13 protein-coding genes are annotated in these 16,070 nt (G+C 56.0%); 6 read left to right on the top strand and 7 right to left on the bottom strand.

Annotation, left to right across the window (positions count from 1 at the left end; translation table 11 throughout):
• Positions 1 to 69: 69 nt before the first annotated feature.
• Together ACP7B1_RS23215 and ACP7B1_RS23210 are read right to left on the bottom strand one after the other, a co-directional pair.
• Positions 70 to 1,857 (bottom strand): hypothetical protein, encoded by a 1,788-nt coding sequence (locus tag ACP7B1_RS23215; RefSeq protein ID WP_346307747.1) that lies wholly within the window; start codon positions 1,855 to 1,857, stop codon positions 70 to 72.
• Positions 1,858 to 2,054: 197 nt separating this feature from the next.
• Positions 2,055 to 2,465 carry a hypothetical protein gene (locus ACP7B1_RS23210; protein ID WP_346307748.1) on the bottom strand — a complete coding sequence of 137 codons (411 nt, stop codon included), beginning with the start codon at positions 2,463 to 2,465 and terminating at the stop codon, positions 2,055 to 2,057.
• A 325-nt stretch (positions 2,466 to 2,790) separates the two neighbouring features.
• Between ACP7B1_RS23210 and ACP7B1_RS23205 the strand changes: the two genes are divergently transcribed.
• From ACP7B1_RS23205 to ACP7B1_RS23190, 4 genes are read left to right on the top strand one after another with little or no spacing between them, the layout of a single operon-like run.
• Entirely contained in the window at positions 2,791 to 3,759 is a 969-nt protein-coding gene (locus ACP7B1_RS23205) for a formylglycine-generating enzyme family protein (RefSeq protein WP_346307749.1), read from the top strand.
• 21 nt (positions 3,760 to 3,780) lie between these two features.
• Positions 3,781 to 4,776 (top strand): HAD family hydrolase, encoded by a 996-nt coding sequence (locus ACP7B1_RS23200; protein WP_346307750.1) that lies wholly within the window; start codon positions 3,781 to 3,783, stop codon positions 4,774 to 4,776.
• A 54-nt stretch (positions 4,777 to 4,830) separates the two neighbouring features.
• The gene (gene aspT, locus ACP7B1_RS23195) at positions 4,831 to 6,522 is read left to right on the top strand and encodes an aspartate-alanine antiporter (RefSeq protein WP_346307751.1); all 1,692 of its coding nucleotides are present in this window, start codon (positions 4,831 to 4,833) and stop codon (positions 6,520 to 6,522) included.
• 10 nt (positions 6,523 to 6,532) lie between these two features.
• Positions 6,533 to 8,131 (top strand): bifunctional aspartate transaminase/aspartate 4-decarboxylase, encoded by a 1,599-nt coding sequence (locus ACP7B1_RS23190; protein ID WP_346307752.1) that lies wholly within the window; start codon positions 6,533 to 6,535, stop codon positions 8,129 to 8,131.
• A 32-nt stretch (positions 8,132 to 8,163) separates the two neighbouring features.
• Here the strand turns inward: ACP7B1_RS23190 and ACP7B1_RS23185 are convergent, their stop codons facing one another.
• From ACP7B1_RS23185 to ACP7B1_RS23165, 5 genes are all read right to left on the bottom strand, one after another.
• Positions 8,164 to 9,876, bottom strand: a complete 1,713-nt coding sequence (locus ACP7B1_RS23185; protein ID WP_346307753.1) for a histidine kinase — start codon at positions 9,874 to 9,876, stop codon at positions 8,164 to 8,166.
• Between the two features lie 408 nt (positions 9,877 to 10,284).
• Positions 10,285 to 10,866: an OmpA family protein gene (locus tag ACP7B1_RS23180; protein ID WP_346307754.1), complete on the bottom strand. Its 582-nt coding sequence runs from the start codon at positions 10,864 to 10,866 to the stop codon at positions 10,285 to 10,287.
• Between the two features lie 27 nt (positions 10,867 to 10,893).
• Positions 10,894 to 11,319, bottom strand: a complete 426-nt coding sequence (locus ACP7B1_RS23175) for a cysteine rich repeat-containing protein (protein WP_346307755.1) — start codon at positions 11,317 to 11,319, stop codon at positions 10,894 to 10,896.
• 245 nt (positions 11,320 to 11,564) lie between these two features.
• Positions 11,565 to 12,383, bottom strand: coding sequence for a transporter (locus ACP7B1_RS23170; protein WP_426137279.1), 819 nt, complete (start codon positions 12,381 to 12,383; stop codon positions 11,565 to 11,567).
• Between the two features lie 500 nt (positions 12,384 to 12,883).
• Positions 12,884 to 13,111 (bottom strand): hypothetical protein, encoded by a 228-nt coding sequence (locus ACP7B1_RS23165; RefSeq protein ID WP_346307757.1) that lies wholly within the window; start codon positions 13,109 to 13,111, stop codon positions 12,884 to 12,886.
• A 242-nt stretch (positions 13,112 to 13,353) separates the two neighbouring features.
• Between ACP7B1_RS23165 and ACP7B1_RS23160 the strand changes: the two genes are divergently transcribed.
• Both ACP7B1_RS23160 and ACP7B1_RS23155 read left to right on the top strand, forming a co-directional pair.
• Positions 13,354 to 14,145, top strand: coding sequence for a hypothetical protein (locus ACP7B1_RS23160; protein WP_346307758.1), 792 nt, complete (start codon positions 13,354 to 13,356; stop codon positions 14,143 to 14,145).
• 261 nt (positions 14,146 to 14,406) lie between these two features.
• Positions 14,407 to 16,029: an arylsulfatase gene (locus tag ACP7B1_RS23155; RefSeq protein ID WP_426137286.1), complete on the top strand. Its 1,623-nt coding sequence runs from the start codon at positions 14,407 to 14,409 to the stop codon at positions 16,027 to 16,029.
• The last annotated feature ends 41 nt before the right edge of the window (positions 16,030 to 16,070 follow it).

The following is a 16,070-nucleotide window of genomic DNA, read 5'->3' as shown; positions in this document are numbered from 1 at the left end:
AGCAACAGCCGCGCGTCGTTCATGAATGCATGAGCGGCTGAGTTGGCCGCAAGGGCAAGTACGTAACAGTTAATTTGTCGAACTAACGAGAGGAGACGTTGTGTCCAGTGCTCCCCCTTGGGGCCACTGAGGCAGCGCAAGCCCGGCCTTCATCAGGCCGGCACCAAGGTTGTCTACAAGGACCGGCGCGTACTGGCGGGCGGCCATTTCGGCGCGAAAAGTCGTCCAGAATTGCCGGTCACGCGATTTGAGACGGGCTGCAACCTCGCCAACCGTTGCCGTATCGCCAACTTGCGCTGCAGCCGCCAACTCAAGAATATTGGCAACATAATCGTCCGAACGGCCCATTTGCTGCACGCGTAAAAGCGCTTCCGCAAATTCACCCCGCCGATATGCGTCGAGGGCCAGGGTCAGACCTGCGTCGCTGTGCGGAACATCATCGATCAGGCCTGCCTTGATCGCCAGTCCAGAACCTTCGGCCCATCGCCCCGCGGCAAAGAGCATTGCACCCAATCGGGCCGGGATGGCGCTATTTTGCGGATTAAGCGCCATTGCCCGATAGCCGGAGACGAAGGCCGCTTCCGTTTGACCATTGCGGAATTGTGCCAGCATTTGCGCGTAGTTGCTCAGCTCCGACATTGGCGCAAGCGATACGGATTTGTTTGCAAGGAGGAGTGCGCGTTCCGTCGAATCATTGGCAATGTCCGGCGCGGTCGACTCCAGCAAAAGTACCGCCAATTGGGCATTCACGTCGGCATCGTTCGGGGCGACACTGAGCGTGGATTCAAGACAGGTCCTGGCTTCCCACATTTCATTGCCATTGTGCTGTTCGATGGCGACAGCAGCGCGAAGTATACACCCGTTCCCAATGGTCGGGGCTGCCAGTTCCCGCGTCAGTTCCGTGCTGTTGATCACGCCCCGCGCGCCGGCAAAGCGATTGGCCAGATTGGTCACAAGTTCGCGGCGCAAATCTTCATTGGTTTTATTGCCGACAAGAATCTTCTCCACCCCGGATCGCAAAGCCTCGCCGGTGGCCGGATTGACGACCTGCCACCAGACCGCGCGTTCGCTCGCAGTGGAATGATATTTCAGCTTCACATGGTAACGGCTCATGCGCCGGTCCGACGTAAGGAAGGTCACATCTGCCGTCTGCCTCGAAACATCCCGGCCCAAGGCTTGCGGCTGGTCAGGCGCGGACAGTTTGAGCGTATGAAACTGCGACAGGGCAATCATCAGATAGTCGCGAATGAAAACGGCCTCGCCATCGGACGGATCACCGGCGAGTTTCATCTCGATCGCAACATTCGGTTTATCGGAATAGATGGGCCCCCGCGCCAGGAAAGCCCAAAGGCCAAGGCATCCGGCAGCGATCGGCAAACCGAGCAGCAGTAAATTTCGCAGGGAAACGACTTTCGCAGGTTTAACGACATGGGGTGCATCGTCTTTGACCGCGGCATCCTCTGCCTGACTGGCGCCGCTTGCCAGCTCCGCTATTCTTGAGAAAACGGGGATGTATCGCCCCCGCGGCAATTCAATGTGCACGCTTCCAATGTCCGTGCGCGCCTCGTAATACTGAACCAGCGACGCACGAAGGCGCGTGGCTTCTATTCTGACGATGGGATCGGTGGAGGGATCGAAACTGGACGGACGGCCGAAAACATCAACGGCGATGGTATAGGCCTTCACCGAGGCTGAGTTGCCTTCGAAAACCGCGTTGGCGACGTATTTCAGAAAGTTCCTGTTGCGCTCCGTGGAATGAAACTGTGCATCCGATAGAAGCCGTTCCAGCTCTACTTTGGCATCTTCATCGGTTACTCCTGCGGGTTTCCGCGCGTCGACAACCTCGTCAACGTTCATTGCACTCATCCCCCATGAAAAACAACAAAGTACAGTTAGAGTGTATTTTATACTTGCGGTATAGGGGGAAACCCTTGGTTCAAACAGTGAATTCCCTTAATATTCAAACGAAACAATATAATTCTTAATTACAGCGCACGCCGCCTAATCATTTGTAATTACTCATCGCCAATTTCAGCAGCAAAACCTAGATCACATCATTTTTGATTCACTGAGGCGCACATCTTGATGACTTCTTCTTCAAGTTCCGTGCAAAGATCTTGGTACTCCGCAATCAATTTGATATCGCTTGATCCATTCCTTCGCAACAAATCCAGCATAGAGCTTGCGTCGTTGTATGCCTCGCATAAACTCAGCAATGTGGCATTCCGCGCACTGAGAACCTGGAGCTTGCCGCGCAACGCGGGCAGCTTGAGCATCAGTTTCCACAGTCCCCGCCGTTCCGATACCTCCGACATGGCTTTGTCTGGTCTCGCTCCCTTTGATGACCCTCCAATTATCGCGTCTGGATGAGACGTCGAAGCAGCCCGTTGTTTTCCGGCGGCTTTGTCATCCAATGCAATGAGGAGTGGCAATGCGTGGTGGTCAACACCCTGGTCGTGTTTCACCGGCGTCAATTTCCGGCGTGCTCTTGGCGAATGCTTGAAGCCATCTTCGATATCCTGGAGCGATCAGCTAAGTACGTAACGGTTACAAGACCACCGCGTCTCGCTTGCCCTTTGCCGTTCCGGCATCGCCTTCGATACAACGCCGGGCGTCAGATCTCGTCTTCCGAACGGCGTCATCGTCGACTGCCTCCATCCGTATCAACAGACGCGTATGCGCGATTGTTGTGTTCGGAAACGCCCGGATCGGGATTTGTTACTGTAACGTACTTCAGTCAGCCCTTCTTCTTCTTGATGCTGCACTCGATGCATGTGGAGGCGAGACAGGATGACCGTGGCAGTTCAACGGGAAGATGTAAGCGAGCCGTCGATATCCGAGGACGGTCTTGTCTGGATAGCTGGCAAGACCTTCACCATGGGTTCCGACAAGCACTATGCCGAAGAAGCTCCAAGCCACCCGGTCCGGGTCGACGGCTTCTGGATCGACGCCGCACCTGTCACCAATAGGCAGTTCGGGGAATTCGTTGCAGCGACTTCCTACGTTACGCTTGCGGAAAAAGCGCCAGATCCGAAGGACTATCCCGGGGCGTTGCCGCACATGCTCAAGGCAGGGTCGCTCATGTTCGATCCTCCCAGCGAACCGGTCACCAGCTCGGACATAAACCAATGGTGGACCTTCAAATTCGGCGCCGACTGGAGACACCCATACGGGCGCAAAAGCGATTTGAAACGGAAACTCGATCATCCGGTCGTCCACGTTGCCTGGTGCGATGCCAAGGCCTACGCCGACTGGGCCGGCAAGGATCTGCCGACTGAGGCTGAATGGGAACTTGCCGCGCGCGGTGGGCTTGACGACGCTGAATTTGCCTGGGGCGACGAACTTACACCGGACGGCCGACTGATGGCGAACACCTGGCAAGGTATTTTTCCCCACCACAACCTTCGCTCGAAAGGAAACGACCGGACCTCCCCCGTCACGAGCTTCCCGCCGAACGGATATGGTGTCTACGACATGATTGGCAATGTTTGGGAATGGACGAGCGATTTCTGGTCGACGCGCCATCCCGAACCTGCAGCCAAGGCGTGCTGCATCCCTGTCAATCCCCGCGGCGGAGCGATCGAAATGAGCTATGATCCGCGGCAGCCTGCAATCCGGATACCGCGAAGGGTCCTCAAGGGCGGCTCGCACCTTTGTGCCCCGAATTACTGCAGGCGTTACCGTCCGGCGGCCAGACACGCCGAGCCGGAAGACACCTCCACCAGCCATGTTGGCTTCCGGTGCGTCAAGCGCCCTTGATTGCCTAGAATGGAGCACTCCATGATCAGACTTGCCAGGCTCGCCGGGCTGTTCGCAGCCATTCTGATTGCCGCTGTCCCAACACTGGCGCTCAGCCAGGATGCGCTGCCTTCGTGGCGCGAAGGCCGCGCGAAAGCTGCAATCGTCGCATTCGTTCAAAAGGTGACGACGGAGGGAACGAGTTTCGTTCCGGTTGCGGATCGCATTGCCGTTTTCGATAATGACGGAACCCTCTGGTCCGAGCAGCCATACTATTTTCAGCTCGGTTTCATGATCGATCGCGTCAAGGTTCTCGCTCCGGAACATCCGGAATGGAAGGAGAAGGAACCATTCAAATCCATCCTGGAAGGCAATCTTGCAGGCCTGGCCAGCGCGGGCGAAAAGGGCATTGTCGAACTGGGTATGGCAACGCATGCGGAGATGACAACGGACGAATTCTCCAAGATCGTTACCGATTGGTTCGCGACGGCAAGACACCCAAAGTTCAAGCGCCCTTACAATGAAATCACGTTCCTGCCGATGCGCGAACTTCTCGACTACCTGCGGGACAATGGTTTCAAAACCTACATCGTCTCTGGCGGCGGTGTCGAATTCATGCGTCCGATGACGCAGAAGATGTATGGAATTCCGCCGGAACAGGTGATCGGCAGCAGCATAGAAACCAAGTACCTCCTGGAGGGCGACACGCCCGTCCTCACGCGTGAACCGAAAATCGACTTCATCGACGATGGCGCAGGCAAACCCGTCGGCATCAACAAGTTCATCGGTCACCGCCCGATCTTCGTCGCGGGGAATTCCGACGGCGATTACGAAATGCTGCGTTGGGCAACGGCAGGCGACGGCCCTCGATTTGGGATGATCGTGCACCACACCGACGCAGACAGGGAATACGCCTATGATCGCGACTCTCACTTCGGCAAGCTCGACAAGGCTTTGACAGAAGCCGGCACCCGCAACTGGCTGCTCGTCGATATGAAGGCCGATTGGGGCAGGATTTACAGCTTTGAAGATCAATGATCTATTTCGGCACGGAAAACGTCAGCAACCCGCGGCATCTACTGGAGGGAATTGATGAACTGGATTCATGAAGTTTTTCGCCAATCACCTGAAATCGCGCTTTTCCTGTCGCTGGCCGGCGGTTACGCGATTGGTAAGATCCAGTTCGGCAAGTTCCAGTTGGGCGGCGTTGCAGGGTCTCTGCTCGTCGCGGTTTTGATCAGCCAGGTCGGAGTCTCCGTTGACAACGGGGTCAAGTCGGTTCTCTTCGCACTGTTCATCTATGCGGTCGGTTTTGAAAGCGGCCCGCAATTCTTTCGCTCGTTAGGCCGCCAATCCCTGCGCGAAATTGCCATGGCTGTCGTTCTCGCCGTCAGTGGTCTTATTACCGTTGTGGTGCTTGCGCGGATGTTTGGTCTCGATAAGGGGCTGGCAGCGGGCATCGCATCCGGCGCGCTCACGCAATCCGCTATTATCGGCACGGCAAGCGCGGCCATCGGCAAGCTTGGTCTGGCAGCAGACGAGGTGCAGAGACTGCAAGGCAATGTGGCTGTCGGATATGCGGTCACCTACATCTTCGGTTCTTTCGGCGCCATCATCGTCTGCGTCAATATTCTGCCAAAACTCATGGGCCGCAGCATCAGAGACGATGCGATCAAAGCGCAGGCAGCGCTGCTGGCTGGCGCACAGATGTATGGCCCGGGAGAACACCCGGCTGCACCCGATCTTGTTGGCCGTATCTATCGTGTGGGCAAGGCAGCAGGGCGGACCGTTGCTGAGGTTGAGAATGCCGGCGCGAGCGACGCGACGTTTACAATCGAACGGATCAAGCGAGCCGGCGCACTGATCGGCGTGCAACCCAATCTCACGCTTCTGGCCGACGATATCATCCTTGTTGTTGGCAGACGGGCCGGTGTCGTGAATGCGGCCGAAGCAATCGGAACCGAATTGCAGTCGTCCGAGGGCATGGATATCGTTGTCGTCACACGCGACGTGACAATCAACAGCCCGGCATTCATCGGCAAGACCGTGGGCGAGATCAAGGAGGCCGCGACAGCGGATTTGCGTCACGGCATCTACGTGACGGGCATCAAACGTGCCGACAAACCCCTGCCGCTTGATCCCGACACCAGAATTGAGCCTGGCGATGTCGTCACTCTCTATGGCACGGATCAGGATTTGCAACGCGCTTCCAGATCGATCGGCACGGTCATTCTGCCGAGCGACAAGACGGATTTCGTCTTCCATGGATTGGGCCTGGTTGCCGGCCTGCTTGTCGGCCTGATTGTCCTTCGTATCGGCTCCATACCGTTGACGCTCGGCAGCGGCGGCGGCGCTTTGCTGTCCGGTCTTCTCTTCGGCTGGTATCGCAGCCGAAACCTCGCGATCGGCAATATGCCGACCGGCGCATCGACGCTTCTGCGCGATCTCGGGCTGGCAGGTTTTGTTGCGGTCGTGGGACTTCAATCCGGCCTGCAGGCGGTGCAAACGATCGCAACGAGCGGCCTTTCCATTTTCCTCATCGGCGTCGTTGTGACGATCCTGCCGTTGATCATCACCATGCTGTTTGGCCGCTATGTCCTGAAATATGACAATACAGCTATTTTCGCCGGTGCCCTTTCCGGCTCACGCAGCGCCAACCCGGCCTTCGGGGAAATTCTCGACAAGGCTGGAAATTCCATTCCCACGGCACCCTTTGCCATAACCTACGCCCTTGCCAACGTGTTCCTGACCCTGCTCGGCCCTCTGGTCGTCGCATTTGCTTGAGGAGACAATCATGCCCCGCACCGATTACAGCCAATACGCCAAGCTCAGCCCCTTCGAATTGAAGGATGCCCTTATCAAAGTTGCCTCAGCGCGGGAAAACCGGTTGATCCTCAATGCCGGACGCGGCAATCCGAACTTCCTTGCAACTTTGCCGCGGCGCGCCTTTTTCCGCCTCGGCTTGTTTGCGGTTGCCGAAGCAGAATTGTCCTTTTCCTATATGCAGAATGGCGTTGGCGGCCTGCCGAAAATTGAAGGGATCGAAGCCCGTTTCGAGCGGTTCATTTCCGAGCATCGCGCGCAGCCCGGTGTGGTTTTTCTGGGACGCGCCCTCAGCTATGTGCGTGACCAGCTTGGCCTTTCAGCCTCCGACTTCCTGCACGAGGCTGTCGAGGGGATTCTCGGCAGCAACTATCCGGTGCCGCCGCGCATGCTTCGAATAAGCGAAGAGATCGTCAAGCACTATATCGTCAAGGAAATGATCGGCGGGTTCCTGACCTCAAGCGATATCGATCTGTTCGCGACCGAGGGCGGAACGGCTGCGATGACGTACATCTTTAACTCGCTGAAACAGAACAAGCTCATTGCGGCCGGCGATAAAGTCGCAATCGGCATGCCTGCCTTTACCCCCTACATCGAAATACCTGAACTGAACGATTATCGGCTGAAGCAGGTTCACATCAATGCCGATCCCGGTGCGGGGTGGCAGTATTCCGACGAAGAACTGGACAAGCTTCTCGACAAGGACATCAAGATCTTCTTCTGTATCAATCCAAGCAATCCTCCATCGGTCAAGCTCGACACCCGGAGCCTGGAACGGATCACAAAGATCGTCACGGAAAAGCGCCCCGATCTGATGATCCTTACGGATGATGTCTACGGCACCTTTGCCGATGACTTTAAATCTCTCTTTGCCACCTGCCCGGCCAACACGTTGCTGGTTTATTCATTCTCCAAATATTTCGGCGCAACCGGCTGGCGTCTGGGCGTCATTGCGGCCCAGCAGGGAAACATCTTTGATGCAAAACTGAAGGCCTTGCCAAAATCGGACCGCAAGGAACTGGAAGAACGGTATTCGACATTGGTGCCCGATGTGTCGAAGCTCAATTTCCTCGACCGGCTGGTTGCCGACAGCCGCACCGTGGCGCTGAACCACACCGCCGGCTTGTCGACACCCCAGCAGATCCAGATGGTCCTGTTCTCGCTCTTTGCGCTCATGGACGAGAGCGATGGCTACAAGGCGGAGCTGAAGAAGCTCATCCGCCGCCGCGAGGCCGCCCTTTATCGTGAACTCGGCCTGTCACCCCGGCCGGACGAGAACGCAGTCGACTATTACACATTGCTCGATCTCGAAGACATTACCAGAAGACTATATGGCGATGCCTTTGCCGATTGGGTCAAAAAGAATGTCGCGCCCACCGAGCTCCTGTTCCGCATTGCCAACGATACCGGCATTGTCCTTCTTCCAGGCAGCGGTTTCGGCACGCGTCAACCCGCAGGGCGTGTGTCGCTGGCCAATCTCAATGAATATGAGTACGCCAATATCGGACGTTCACTCCGCCAAATGGCGGACCAGATCTACGCGGACTTCACGAAAAAACCGAAGAAATAGACCTTATTCAGCAAACGGCGATCTCGCTACACCTAGCCAGGCACCTGTACCGAGATCGTCGTACCCTGTTTGTTTGTCGAGATATCGAGCGTGCCGTTCAACGGACGAAGACGCGCCTCCATGCCGGACAGGCCAACACCTATGCTAACGCGCTTCCGTCGTTCGATGCCGACACCATTGTCTCTCACCGTCAACGAAAGGCGCGAATCTGTCGTCGTGCTGTTCCGGACGAGCCTGATGACAGCTTTTGTCGCCTTGGAATGCCGGTAGATGTTGGTCAGGGCTTCTTGCACAATGCGAAAAAGCGCAAGTTCGACACCCGCCGGCGGCCGTTTTACGCCAAGAACGGGATCGACCCGCAACTCGATGTCCATGCCGCTTCGTTCCTCAAATCCTCCGATGAGGAGCTCCAAAGCATTCGGCAGCCCGGATTCATCCAGCATGGGAGGATGCAGCAGATAGGAAAGCGTCCTCAATTCATTGTTGCTGAGCGAAATCAGTTGGGCCGTGCGGGACAATGCCGACGACGATTCCGTGTTAAGCTCTGGCAGGGTGGATCGAAGATTTTCCAGTTCCATGGCCGCGCCAGTCAGATGCTGACCTGTCGAATCGTGCAGGTCTCTTGCAATGGAACGCCGCTCTTCATCCTGCGAAACGAGAAGCTTTTCGCCAACCTCCCGGAGCGATTGGTTTGAGCGCAGCAAGGCGATTGAACGACTGCGCGCGAGCCATGCCGTCGTTATAAAGGCAGCCAATGCCGTCCCCAATACCAGGCTGTAGATGCGAACCGATTGCCGCCAGCCCTCCATCAGGGCGTTCTCATCAATTCCGTATGTTACATAAAACGGGAAGTCGAGAATTTTTCGGTAAGCGACGATGCGGTCGATGCCTTCCGACGACGTAACATGATGAACTTCGCCCGACTCCGGGTTCCCCGCAATTGCCGCCGCAAACCATGCCGGCGCGGCCGCACTCCCCTCCCAGAACGGAACATTCACCACGACGTCGCCGTTCACACGCAGCAATTGGGTGGCATCCGTTTGGGAGGCAGCGCCATTGAACAATCTTGAGAAATAATCGATGGGCATTGTGATCAATATCAAGCCATCGAACGTGCCGTCGGGACGGCGCACCGCTTTGCTCATGGTCAAAGACGGCTTTCCATACACGCGGCCAATCAACGGTTCGCCCATGAACGTAACGTCGGATGTATCATCCCGATGGAAACGGAAGTAATCCCTGTCGGATACATTCAGGGACTTTGCCGGAAAGCCTTCGCTGTAGGATACAAGCATACCCTCAGCGTTAACCAGCGCAATAACGCCGGAGTGTTTCAAATACTGTTTTTGCGTTGCCAAATGTTGTGAAACCCGCGCTGAACCGGCAATTTCAGCCCAGGGGATCGCACCGACTTCAGTCGTAATGTCGTTCAGCACCATGTCGTTGGCTTCCAGAATCTTGCTGACATAGGCTTCAAGCAAAGCTGTTTTCTGGCGCAACTCGATTTCCGCCTGGGAGATTATCCTTCCCCGGCTTTCAATAGCGCCGACGACGAAAACCATGACGATAACAAAAACGCTTAACAGCATAAAAAAGCCGTAAGACGACAGCGGCAATGCCGACGTATCGGCGTGAGTGCCGTTCGAGAGCGCGTTTCCGCGTGGAGCTATCAAGCCGCAACGTCGAAGCAGATCGGGTATCAGTTTAACGCTCCAGCGGTCGCCATGTCTGCGCAATATCCTCAATTGTCATATCCGAACAAAATCATGGGAGCTTTCGTGATTCGATGTCCCTTGCTGGCTCTATAAAGTAGATCTATCCGTATATGAAAATATTACATTATAAAGCGGCGGCGTTAATCAGCACAAAATTTATTATGAAGTCTATACATAATTAAGCTGATAGCCCTTACTGGTGAAAAAGCCACATATTCCAGTAAATACAAAACAGTACCAACCGAAATTTACTGCCACAAAAGCAATATCCCTAATTGTGGGTTGGCAGGAATCCGTACTGTCTTCCCATCTCCGGAGCGAGATGGATTACCTTCGCGCTTCAACCGGTTCCCAGCTCTTGTCGGGAACGAGGGTCGTGTCGCCGGCCATTTGCCGGACGCGCTGCGAATGGTCGCACTCACCCGCAGCGCGCATCTTCTATTTCTTCACCGCGGTAAAAGTCCCGAGGTTGAAGAGCTGGACCCGGCGGTTGTCTGCCGCTGTCGGATTGGACCCTTCAATCGGATATTCCTGTCCGACACCGACCGCAAACAGCCGTTCAGGCTCGATTGCAAACGTCGTTGCAAGGGCGTCTTTGATGGCGTCCGCTCGTTCCTGGCTGAGCTGAAGATTATGCTTGGCGTCACCGGTCGAACTCGTGTGTCCGACTATGAGGAACTTGTACTTCAACAGGTTGGGATGGTGGAGTGCATCGGCGAGCAGTCCGATTGTCCGGTAGGAGCGCGGCTCGATCGCAACGGAGTTGTTGTCAAAATTGAGCTCGACGAGCATCTGCGGAAGTTTGCTGACCTTCTTCCAGTTCGGCAGCGTTTGCAGGTTCTGTCCGGGGTTGCCCAGCGCCTCCTGCCGAAGCAGTTCGACATCGATGATTGGAGCGGCTTTCGTGACCTTGCCAAGGCTGGCGGTGATCCGCTGCTGGGTCACTTCCTGCGCAAAGGCGCCGATGGGCTGGAACATGATACCGGCTGCGATGATGATGCCAAGTCGACGAGCGGACATTGTCTTTTCTCCTGTGGGGCGCATGGTTCACCGCCATCCGGCGTTGGTGATTGCCTGATTGCATTCGCCGCTGACGATCTTCTGTGTCTTGATCAGGCAGGACAGCTGGTAGCCGTCGCCCTTGATACCGCGGCAGTGCCGGGCGATGTCGCCCTTGCAGACATTGAAGTAAGCGGTCTGGGCCTCCCGGCGCTGCCCGATGGAACCGGCCACCGCGTTGAACGATGACGTACATTTCGGCGAAATCTTCGCAGCGTTCTTTGCAAGACAGTTTGCAATGACCCCGTTGCCAAGGTTCAGGCCGGCACAGAACTTTTTGATATCCGGACCGCAGTCATTGGCAAGCGTCGTTACGGCATCGCCATAGCTGATAGTCTCGGCACGCCCGGCGGCGCTCAGTGCAAGAAAGGCGATGACGGCCGCCCCACCCAAAACGATAAATCTGTTTGACATGTCTCGATCCTATCCACTCAGTTTCGCGTGCAGTCCATAGGTTGATCCGGTGCTCCGGTTCATCGGCTGGCCGTAGCGATGATGGCGTGCGACATGGCTTCCAACGATCACCAGCAGCTTCAGATATTCCAAGCTGAACGAAGCAAAATCGCGCGATGTGCGAAAGTACGTAACCGTAACAGCAAGCGTAGGTGAGAGATTGCATCGGGTGCGAAGCGATCCCGCAACACGGGCGGATCTTTGCGCTATGGCTTCGGCCGGCCGCTGGGGAACAGGAAGGTAATTCCCGATTTTATGCCCCACTCCGGCGACTGATCCGGTCCTTCAATCCAATATTTTCCGCCGATCGAAAGGCTCACCGTCTGCTCGCCGATCTTGACAATCTTGGAAAAGGATAAGGAGGCCGGGAGGCTCCAGTTGTCACCGGTCCAGTCATAGGACGCGTCCAGGCTGGCGGATATCGTCCGGCCCTTGCCGATATGCCACGCGATGAAAGGCTGGACCTCCGACTGGTTGACATCGGGCCTTCCGGATGACCCAAAGAGCGACCACATGTGATCGAAGGACGCTCCGGTCGTCACATTCTCGGTTTGAAGCAGCAGCAGTCCGGATGGCCCCGCCGAAAACTTGCCGGAGCCGAACATGGCATTGGTCGCGGTGGGGAACGACAGCTGTGGTCCGAATGCCCAGATAAACGCCCCGTGCGACGAGGGGGTGAACGACAGGTTCTGGCTTATATCCCCCAACCCAAAACGGCTGGCGTCAGGTCCTGCCGGGTCGGAATAGGCAAATGGTATGTCCGTGTGCGAGATGAGATTCCAGTCCGCATTGAGCGAGAACGGGATCACGGGCTCGATGTCCAAGGTCTGATAGAAGCCGTGACCGGCACTACTGTTCGCAAAATCACTGTCACCGTGAACCGGAACACTGATCATAAACGAAGCAGGATTTGACACCTTTTTCGCCAGTTCGTCAGCGTCATCGGCATGGGCACTGATCTGGGCCGTGACAAATCCGGACACCAGCAGAACCGTTGCTGACAAAGAGTGTCGAATACGCATCATTATCAGCCCTGCACCTGAATCCTGGGATAGTCCCCGTTTCACGGTTCAGGTTGCCATCCGTCCGCCCTCGGTGAAAAGTACGTTACGGTTACGCTCAAATCCCGAGCGCGACGGTTCGGTTGAATGTGTAATCGTAACGTACTTCGGAGGCTCATGCCTGCTGCACGATAATCCCAACCTTTTCCGGTTCTCGAGCGGAAGGGCTGGGCGTTCGGTGTCGGTCCCCTGTTCAGTTTTCCCACCACAAGCGAGGATCGCTTCGGCAGCGGCAAATGGCAGACAGGTGCGGCGGGCGCGTTTGTCGTACTGCGCGACTGGAAGGTCTTCTTCGGGCTGACGTTCTCCTATTCACCGGATAAGTTCATCAAGAAGCAATAGCGGCTGCCATACGGCGCAAGCCGGCTTGGAAAAACCCGCCAGCCGGGAGCTGGCGCCCCCCCCTTGCCCGATCCACAAAGCGGTGGCGTAAACGTCCGCCTCCCTGACAAGCGTACTTTCCGCTAAATGGACCGGCTTTTCAGATTTATGCATAAATCAATGACTTCGCTCTCGATTTCAGAGCAGATGGTTTCATACTCCTTGATCAGGTCTGCATTTGACCTTGGATCACGGTTCAGTTCGTCAAGGGCAGTCGTCGCATCATCAAACGCGTCGCATAGTCCCACAAGTGCCTTATTTTTCGCGCTCTCCATTTGCAGCTGCCCCCGCATCGCGGGCAGCTTCAGCATCAATTTCCAAAGTCCTCGCTGTGCCGACGCCATCTGAATCACTTTCGTCTGACCCGCCCCTATCAGTCAGGCATGCTCCAGCGAGCAGCCAGGCTGATACATGATGTATCGGCAAAAATAATATGGCAGTACGTTACGGTTACTTATCCGGACGATACACATCGATTGAATGTAACAGTTACGTACTCACATCCGGACAACGCCATGAATATCCTTCCGCAATCAAACGCGGGGAGCCATTCATGAAATTTATCGCCCTTATGACAGCCGTTGCGGCCAGTATTCTCTCCGCTACCTGTTCTTTTGCTCAACAACATGAGGATGTGAATGCTGCCAACAACCCGCTCACGCCCAAAATAACGATCAATTTGCATGATTACTATGTTCCCGAGCTTTCCGGGTTGCCGGGCAACCGGTATGCCAATCAGTTCCTGCTGCGCGGCCTGATACCATCAGACATGTTCGGCGCTCCGCAGTTGCTCCGGTTCACGCTGCCTGTGGCGACAGCGCCTGAATTTCCGGCGGGATACAGCACGGGGCTCGGCGATCTCACGCTGATGGACCTTTTTCTGGTCCCCGGAAAAAAAGTGTCGTTCGGCTTAGGCCCTCTCGTCGTGCTGCCGACCGCCACGGATGACGTGCTTGGATCGGGCAAATGGCAGGTCGGTGCTGCAGGTGTTGTTGTCGCTCCGCAGACCTGGGGGTTGATCGCCGGACTGGCCACCTATCAAACCTCGTTTGCCGGCCCGGATAGCCGTGAGGATGTTTCCCTTGCGACATTCCAGCCGATCGTCAATTTCAATCTGAAAGATGGCTTCTATCTCCGCTCCACGGCCACCTGGAACTTTGATCTGGAAAGCGGAAACTACTCGATCCCTGTCGGGCTCGGCGTCGGCAAGGTGTTCCAGGTCAACGACAAGGTCACGATGAATGCGTTCGTCGAGCCTCAGTATACGGTGTTCGACCATGGCGCCGGCAATCCCGAGTGGCAGGTATTCGCCGGGGTCAATTTTCAGTTTGCGCTCGGGAAATAAAATCCAATCGTTACTTCATGCGTGTCAGCCGCTTTGCCGCGGCAAACCACGGTTGGCCGCGCTCTGAGCCTCATTCGTAACAGTAACGTACTTCCGGCAACTTCAAGGGTACGAAACGGTGCTTCCACCCGCGCTTTGCGGCCGGTTCACCAACCTTACCGGGAGACCACGACGTGAGCCACACCACAATCTGCAACAGGAGGTTGAATCATCATGACAGCTGACCCCGAGCACAAGCGCGCGTCCCTGTGGAGCGCCTGCATGCCGCGAGGAATCAGAGCCAAAACAGTGCTTTTGGCAACCGCAGCGGCCTTTACCGCCATCTCGTTCTCGCAATGGCAGGGCACGCAGCCTGCATATGCGCAAGAGGCGGCCAAACCCAACATTCTTGTCATATTCGGTGACGACATCGGCCAGTCCAATATCAGTGCTTACACGCGTGGGCTGATGGGCTATCAGACCCCGAACATCGACCGCATCGCCAAGGAAGGCATGATGTTCACGGACTATTATGCCGAGAACAGCTGCACTGCAGGCCGCTCGTCGTTCATCACCGGCCAATCACCCTTGCGCACGGGCCTCTCCAAAGTTGGCGCGCCCGGCGCTCCTGTTGGCCTGCAGGATCGGGACATCACTATTGCCCAAGCCCTCAAGCCGCTCGGCTACAACACGGCCCAGTTCGGCAAGAACCATCTTGGTGACAAGGACGAATACCTCCCGACGAACCACGGCTTCGACGAATTCTTCGGCAATCTCTATCACCTGAATGCTGAAGAGGAGCCGGAACGCCCGTACTGGCCCAAGGACCCGAACGATCCGTTCGTGAAAAACTTCTCGCCGCGCGGCGTGCTGAAGGCGACCGCCGACGGCAAAATCGAAGACTCCGGCGCGCTCACCACCAAACGTATGGAGACGATTGACGACGAAACGACGGGCGCTGCCATCGACTACATCAAGAAGCACGGCAAGGAAGATAAGCCGTTCTTTGTGTGGATGAATACCACCCGCATGCATGTCTTTACCCACGTTCGCGAAGAATACCGCGGCAAAAGCGGTATGCCCGGCAACGAATATGCCGACGGCATGTGGGAGCATGACCAGGATGTTGGCAAGCTCCTGAAGACGCTTGATGACGAAGGCCTCACCAAGAATACGATCGTCGTCTATGCCACCGACAACGGCCCCAACATGTTCTCGTGGCCAGATGCCGCAATGAGCCCGTTCCGAAGCGAAAAGGATTCCAACTGGGAAGGCGCGTTCCGTGTGCCGGCGATGATCCGCTGGCCCGGTAAAATCAAGCCCGACAGTGTGAGTAACGAGATATTCTCGGGATTGGACTGGTTTCCCACACTTCTCGCAGCGGCTGGCGATAAAGACATCAAGGATCGCCTGTTGAAAGGCACAGACATCGGCGGAAAAACATTCAAAGTGCATCTCGATGGGTACAATCAATTGCCGTACCTGGAAGGGCAACAACCCAAGGGTGCGCGCAACGAATTTTTCTATTTCGACGATGATGGGCAACTCGTCGCTATTCGTTGGGATAACTGGAAAGCCGTCTTCTGCGAGCAACGTGCACCGGGTAATCTCAACATCTGGCAGGATCCACTGATTTGCTTGCGGGTGCCAAAGCTCTTCAATCTGCGCATGGATCCGTATGAACGGGCCGATATCACCTCCGACCAGTACAATGATTGGCTGACTAAGAATGTCTATCTGACCGCCATCGCCACGATGAAAGCGTCAGAATTCCTGCAGACGTTCATCCAGTATCCACCAAGCCAGAAGCCTGCGAGCTTCAGCGTCGATCAGGTCGAAAAGGCTGTCCATAAACAGATCGATTCGATGTTCGAGAAAGCTGCGGAACAAAAGAAAGCCAAATGATCCTGGAGAGGCCGCCCCTGGCGGCCTCTTCCTCTCACTAT

The sequence above is a fragment of the Phyllobacterium sp. SL163 genome, from assembly GCF_049896885.1.
Taxonomy (GTDB): domain Bacteria; phylum Pseudomonadota; class Alphaproteobacteria; order Rhizobiales; family Rhizobiaceae; genus Phyllobacterium; species Phyllobacterium calauticae.
This window is presented reverse-complemented; position numbering and strand designations above follow the sequence as displayed.

Excerpts from the sequence above, each read along its gene's own strand:
- ACP7B1_RS23215 (WP_346307747.1), bottom strand. The coding sequence starts at position 1,857 with ATGAACGTTGACGAGGTTGTCGACGCGCGGAAACCCGCAGGAGTAACC.
- ACP7B1_RS23205 (WP_346307749.1), top strand. The coding sequence starts at position 2,791 with ATGACCGTGGCAGTTCAACGGGAAGATGTAAGCGAGCCGTCGATATCC.
- ACP7B1_RS23200 (WP_346307750.1), top strand. The coding sequence starts at position 3,781 with ATGATCAGACTTGCCAGGCTCGCCGGGCTGTTCGCAGCCATTCTGATT.
- aspT (WP_346307751.1), top strand. The coding sequence starts at position 4,831 with ATGAACTGGATTCATGAAGTTTTTCGCCAATCACCTGAAATCGCGCTT.
- ACP7B1_RS23190 (WP_346307752.1), top strand. The coding sequence starts at position 6,533 with ATGCCCCGCACCGATTACAGCCAATACGCCAAGCTCAGCCCCTTCGAA.
- ACP7B1_RS23180 (WP_346307754.1), bottom strand. The coding sequence starts at position 10,866 with ATGTCCGCTCGTCGACTTGGCATCATCATCGCAGCCGGTATCATGTTC.
- ACP7B1_RS23175 (WP_346307755.1), bottom strand. The coding sequence starts at position 11,319 with ATGTCAAACAGATTTATCGTTTTGGGTGGGGCGGCCGTCATCGCCTTT.
- ACP7B1_RS23170 (WP_426137279.1), bottom strand. The coding sequence starts at position 12,383 with ATGATGCGTATTCGACACTCTTTGTCAGCAACGGTTCTGCTGGTGTCC.
- ACP7B1_RS23165 (WP_346307757.1), bottom strand. The coding sequence starts at position 13,111 with ATGCTGAAGCTGCCCGCGATGCGGGGGCAGCTGCAAATGGAGAGCGCG.
- ACP7B1_RS23160 (WP_346307758.1), top strand. The coding sequence starts at position 13,354 with ATGAAATTTATCGCCCTTATGACAGCCGTTGCGGCCAGTATTCTCTCC.
- ACP7B1_RS23155 (WP_426137286.1), top strand. The coding sequence starts at position 14,407 with ATGCCGCGAGGAATCAGAGCCAAAACAGTGCTTTTGGCAACCGCAGCG.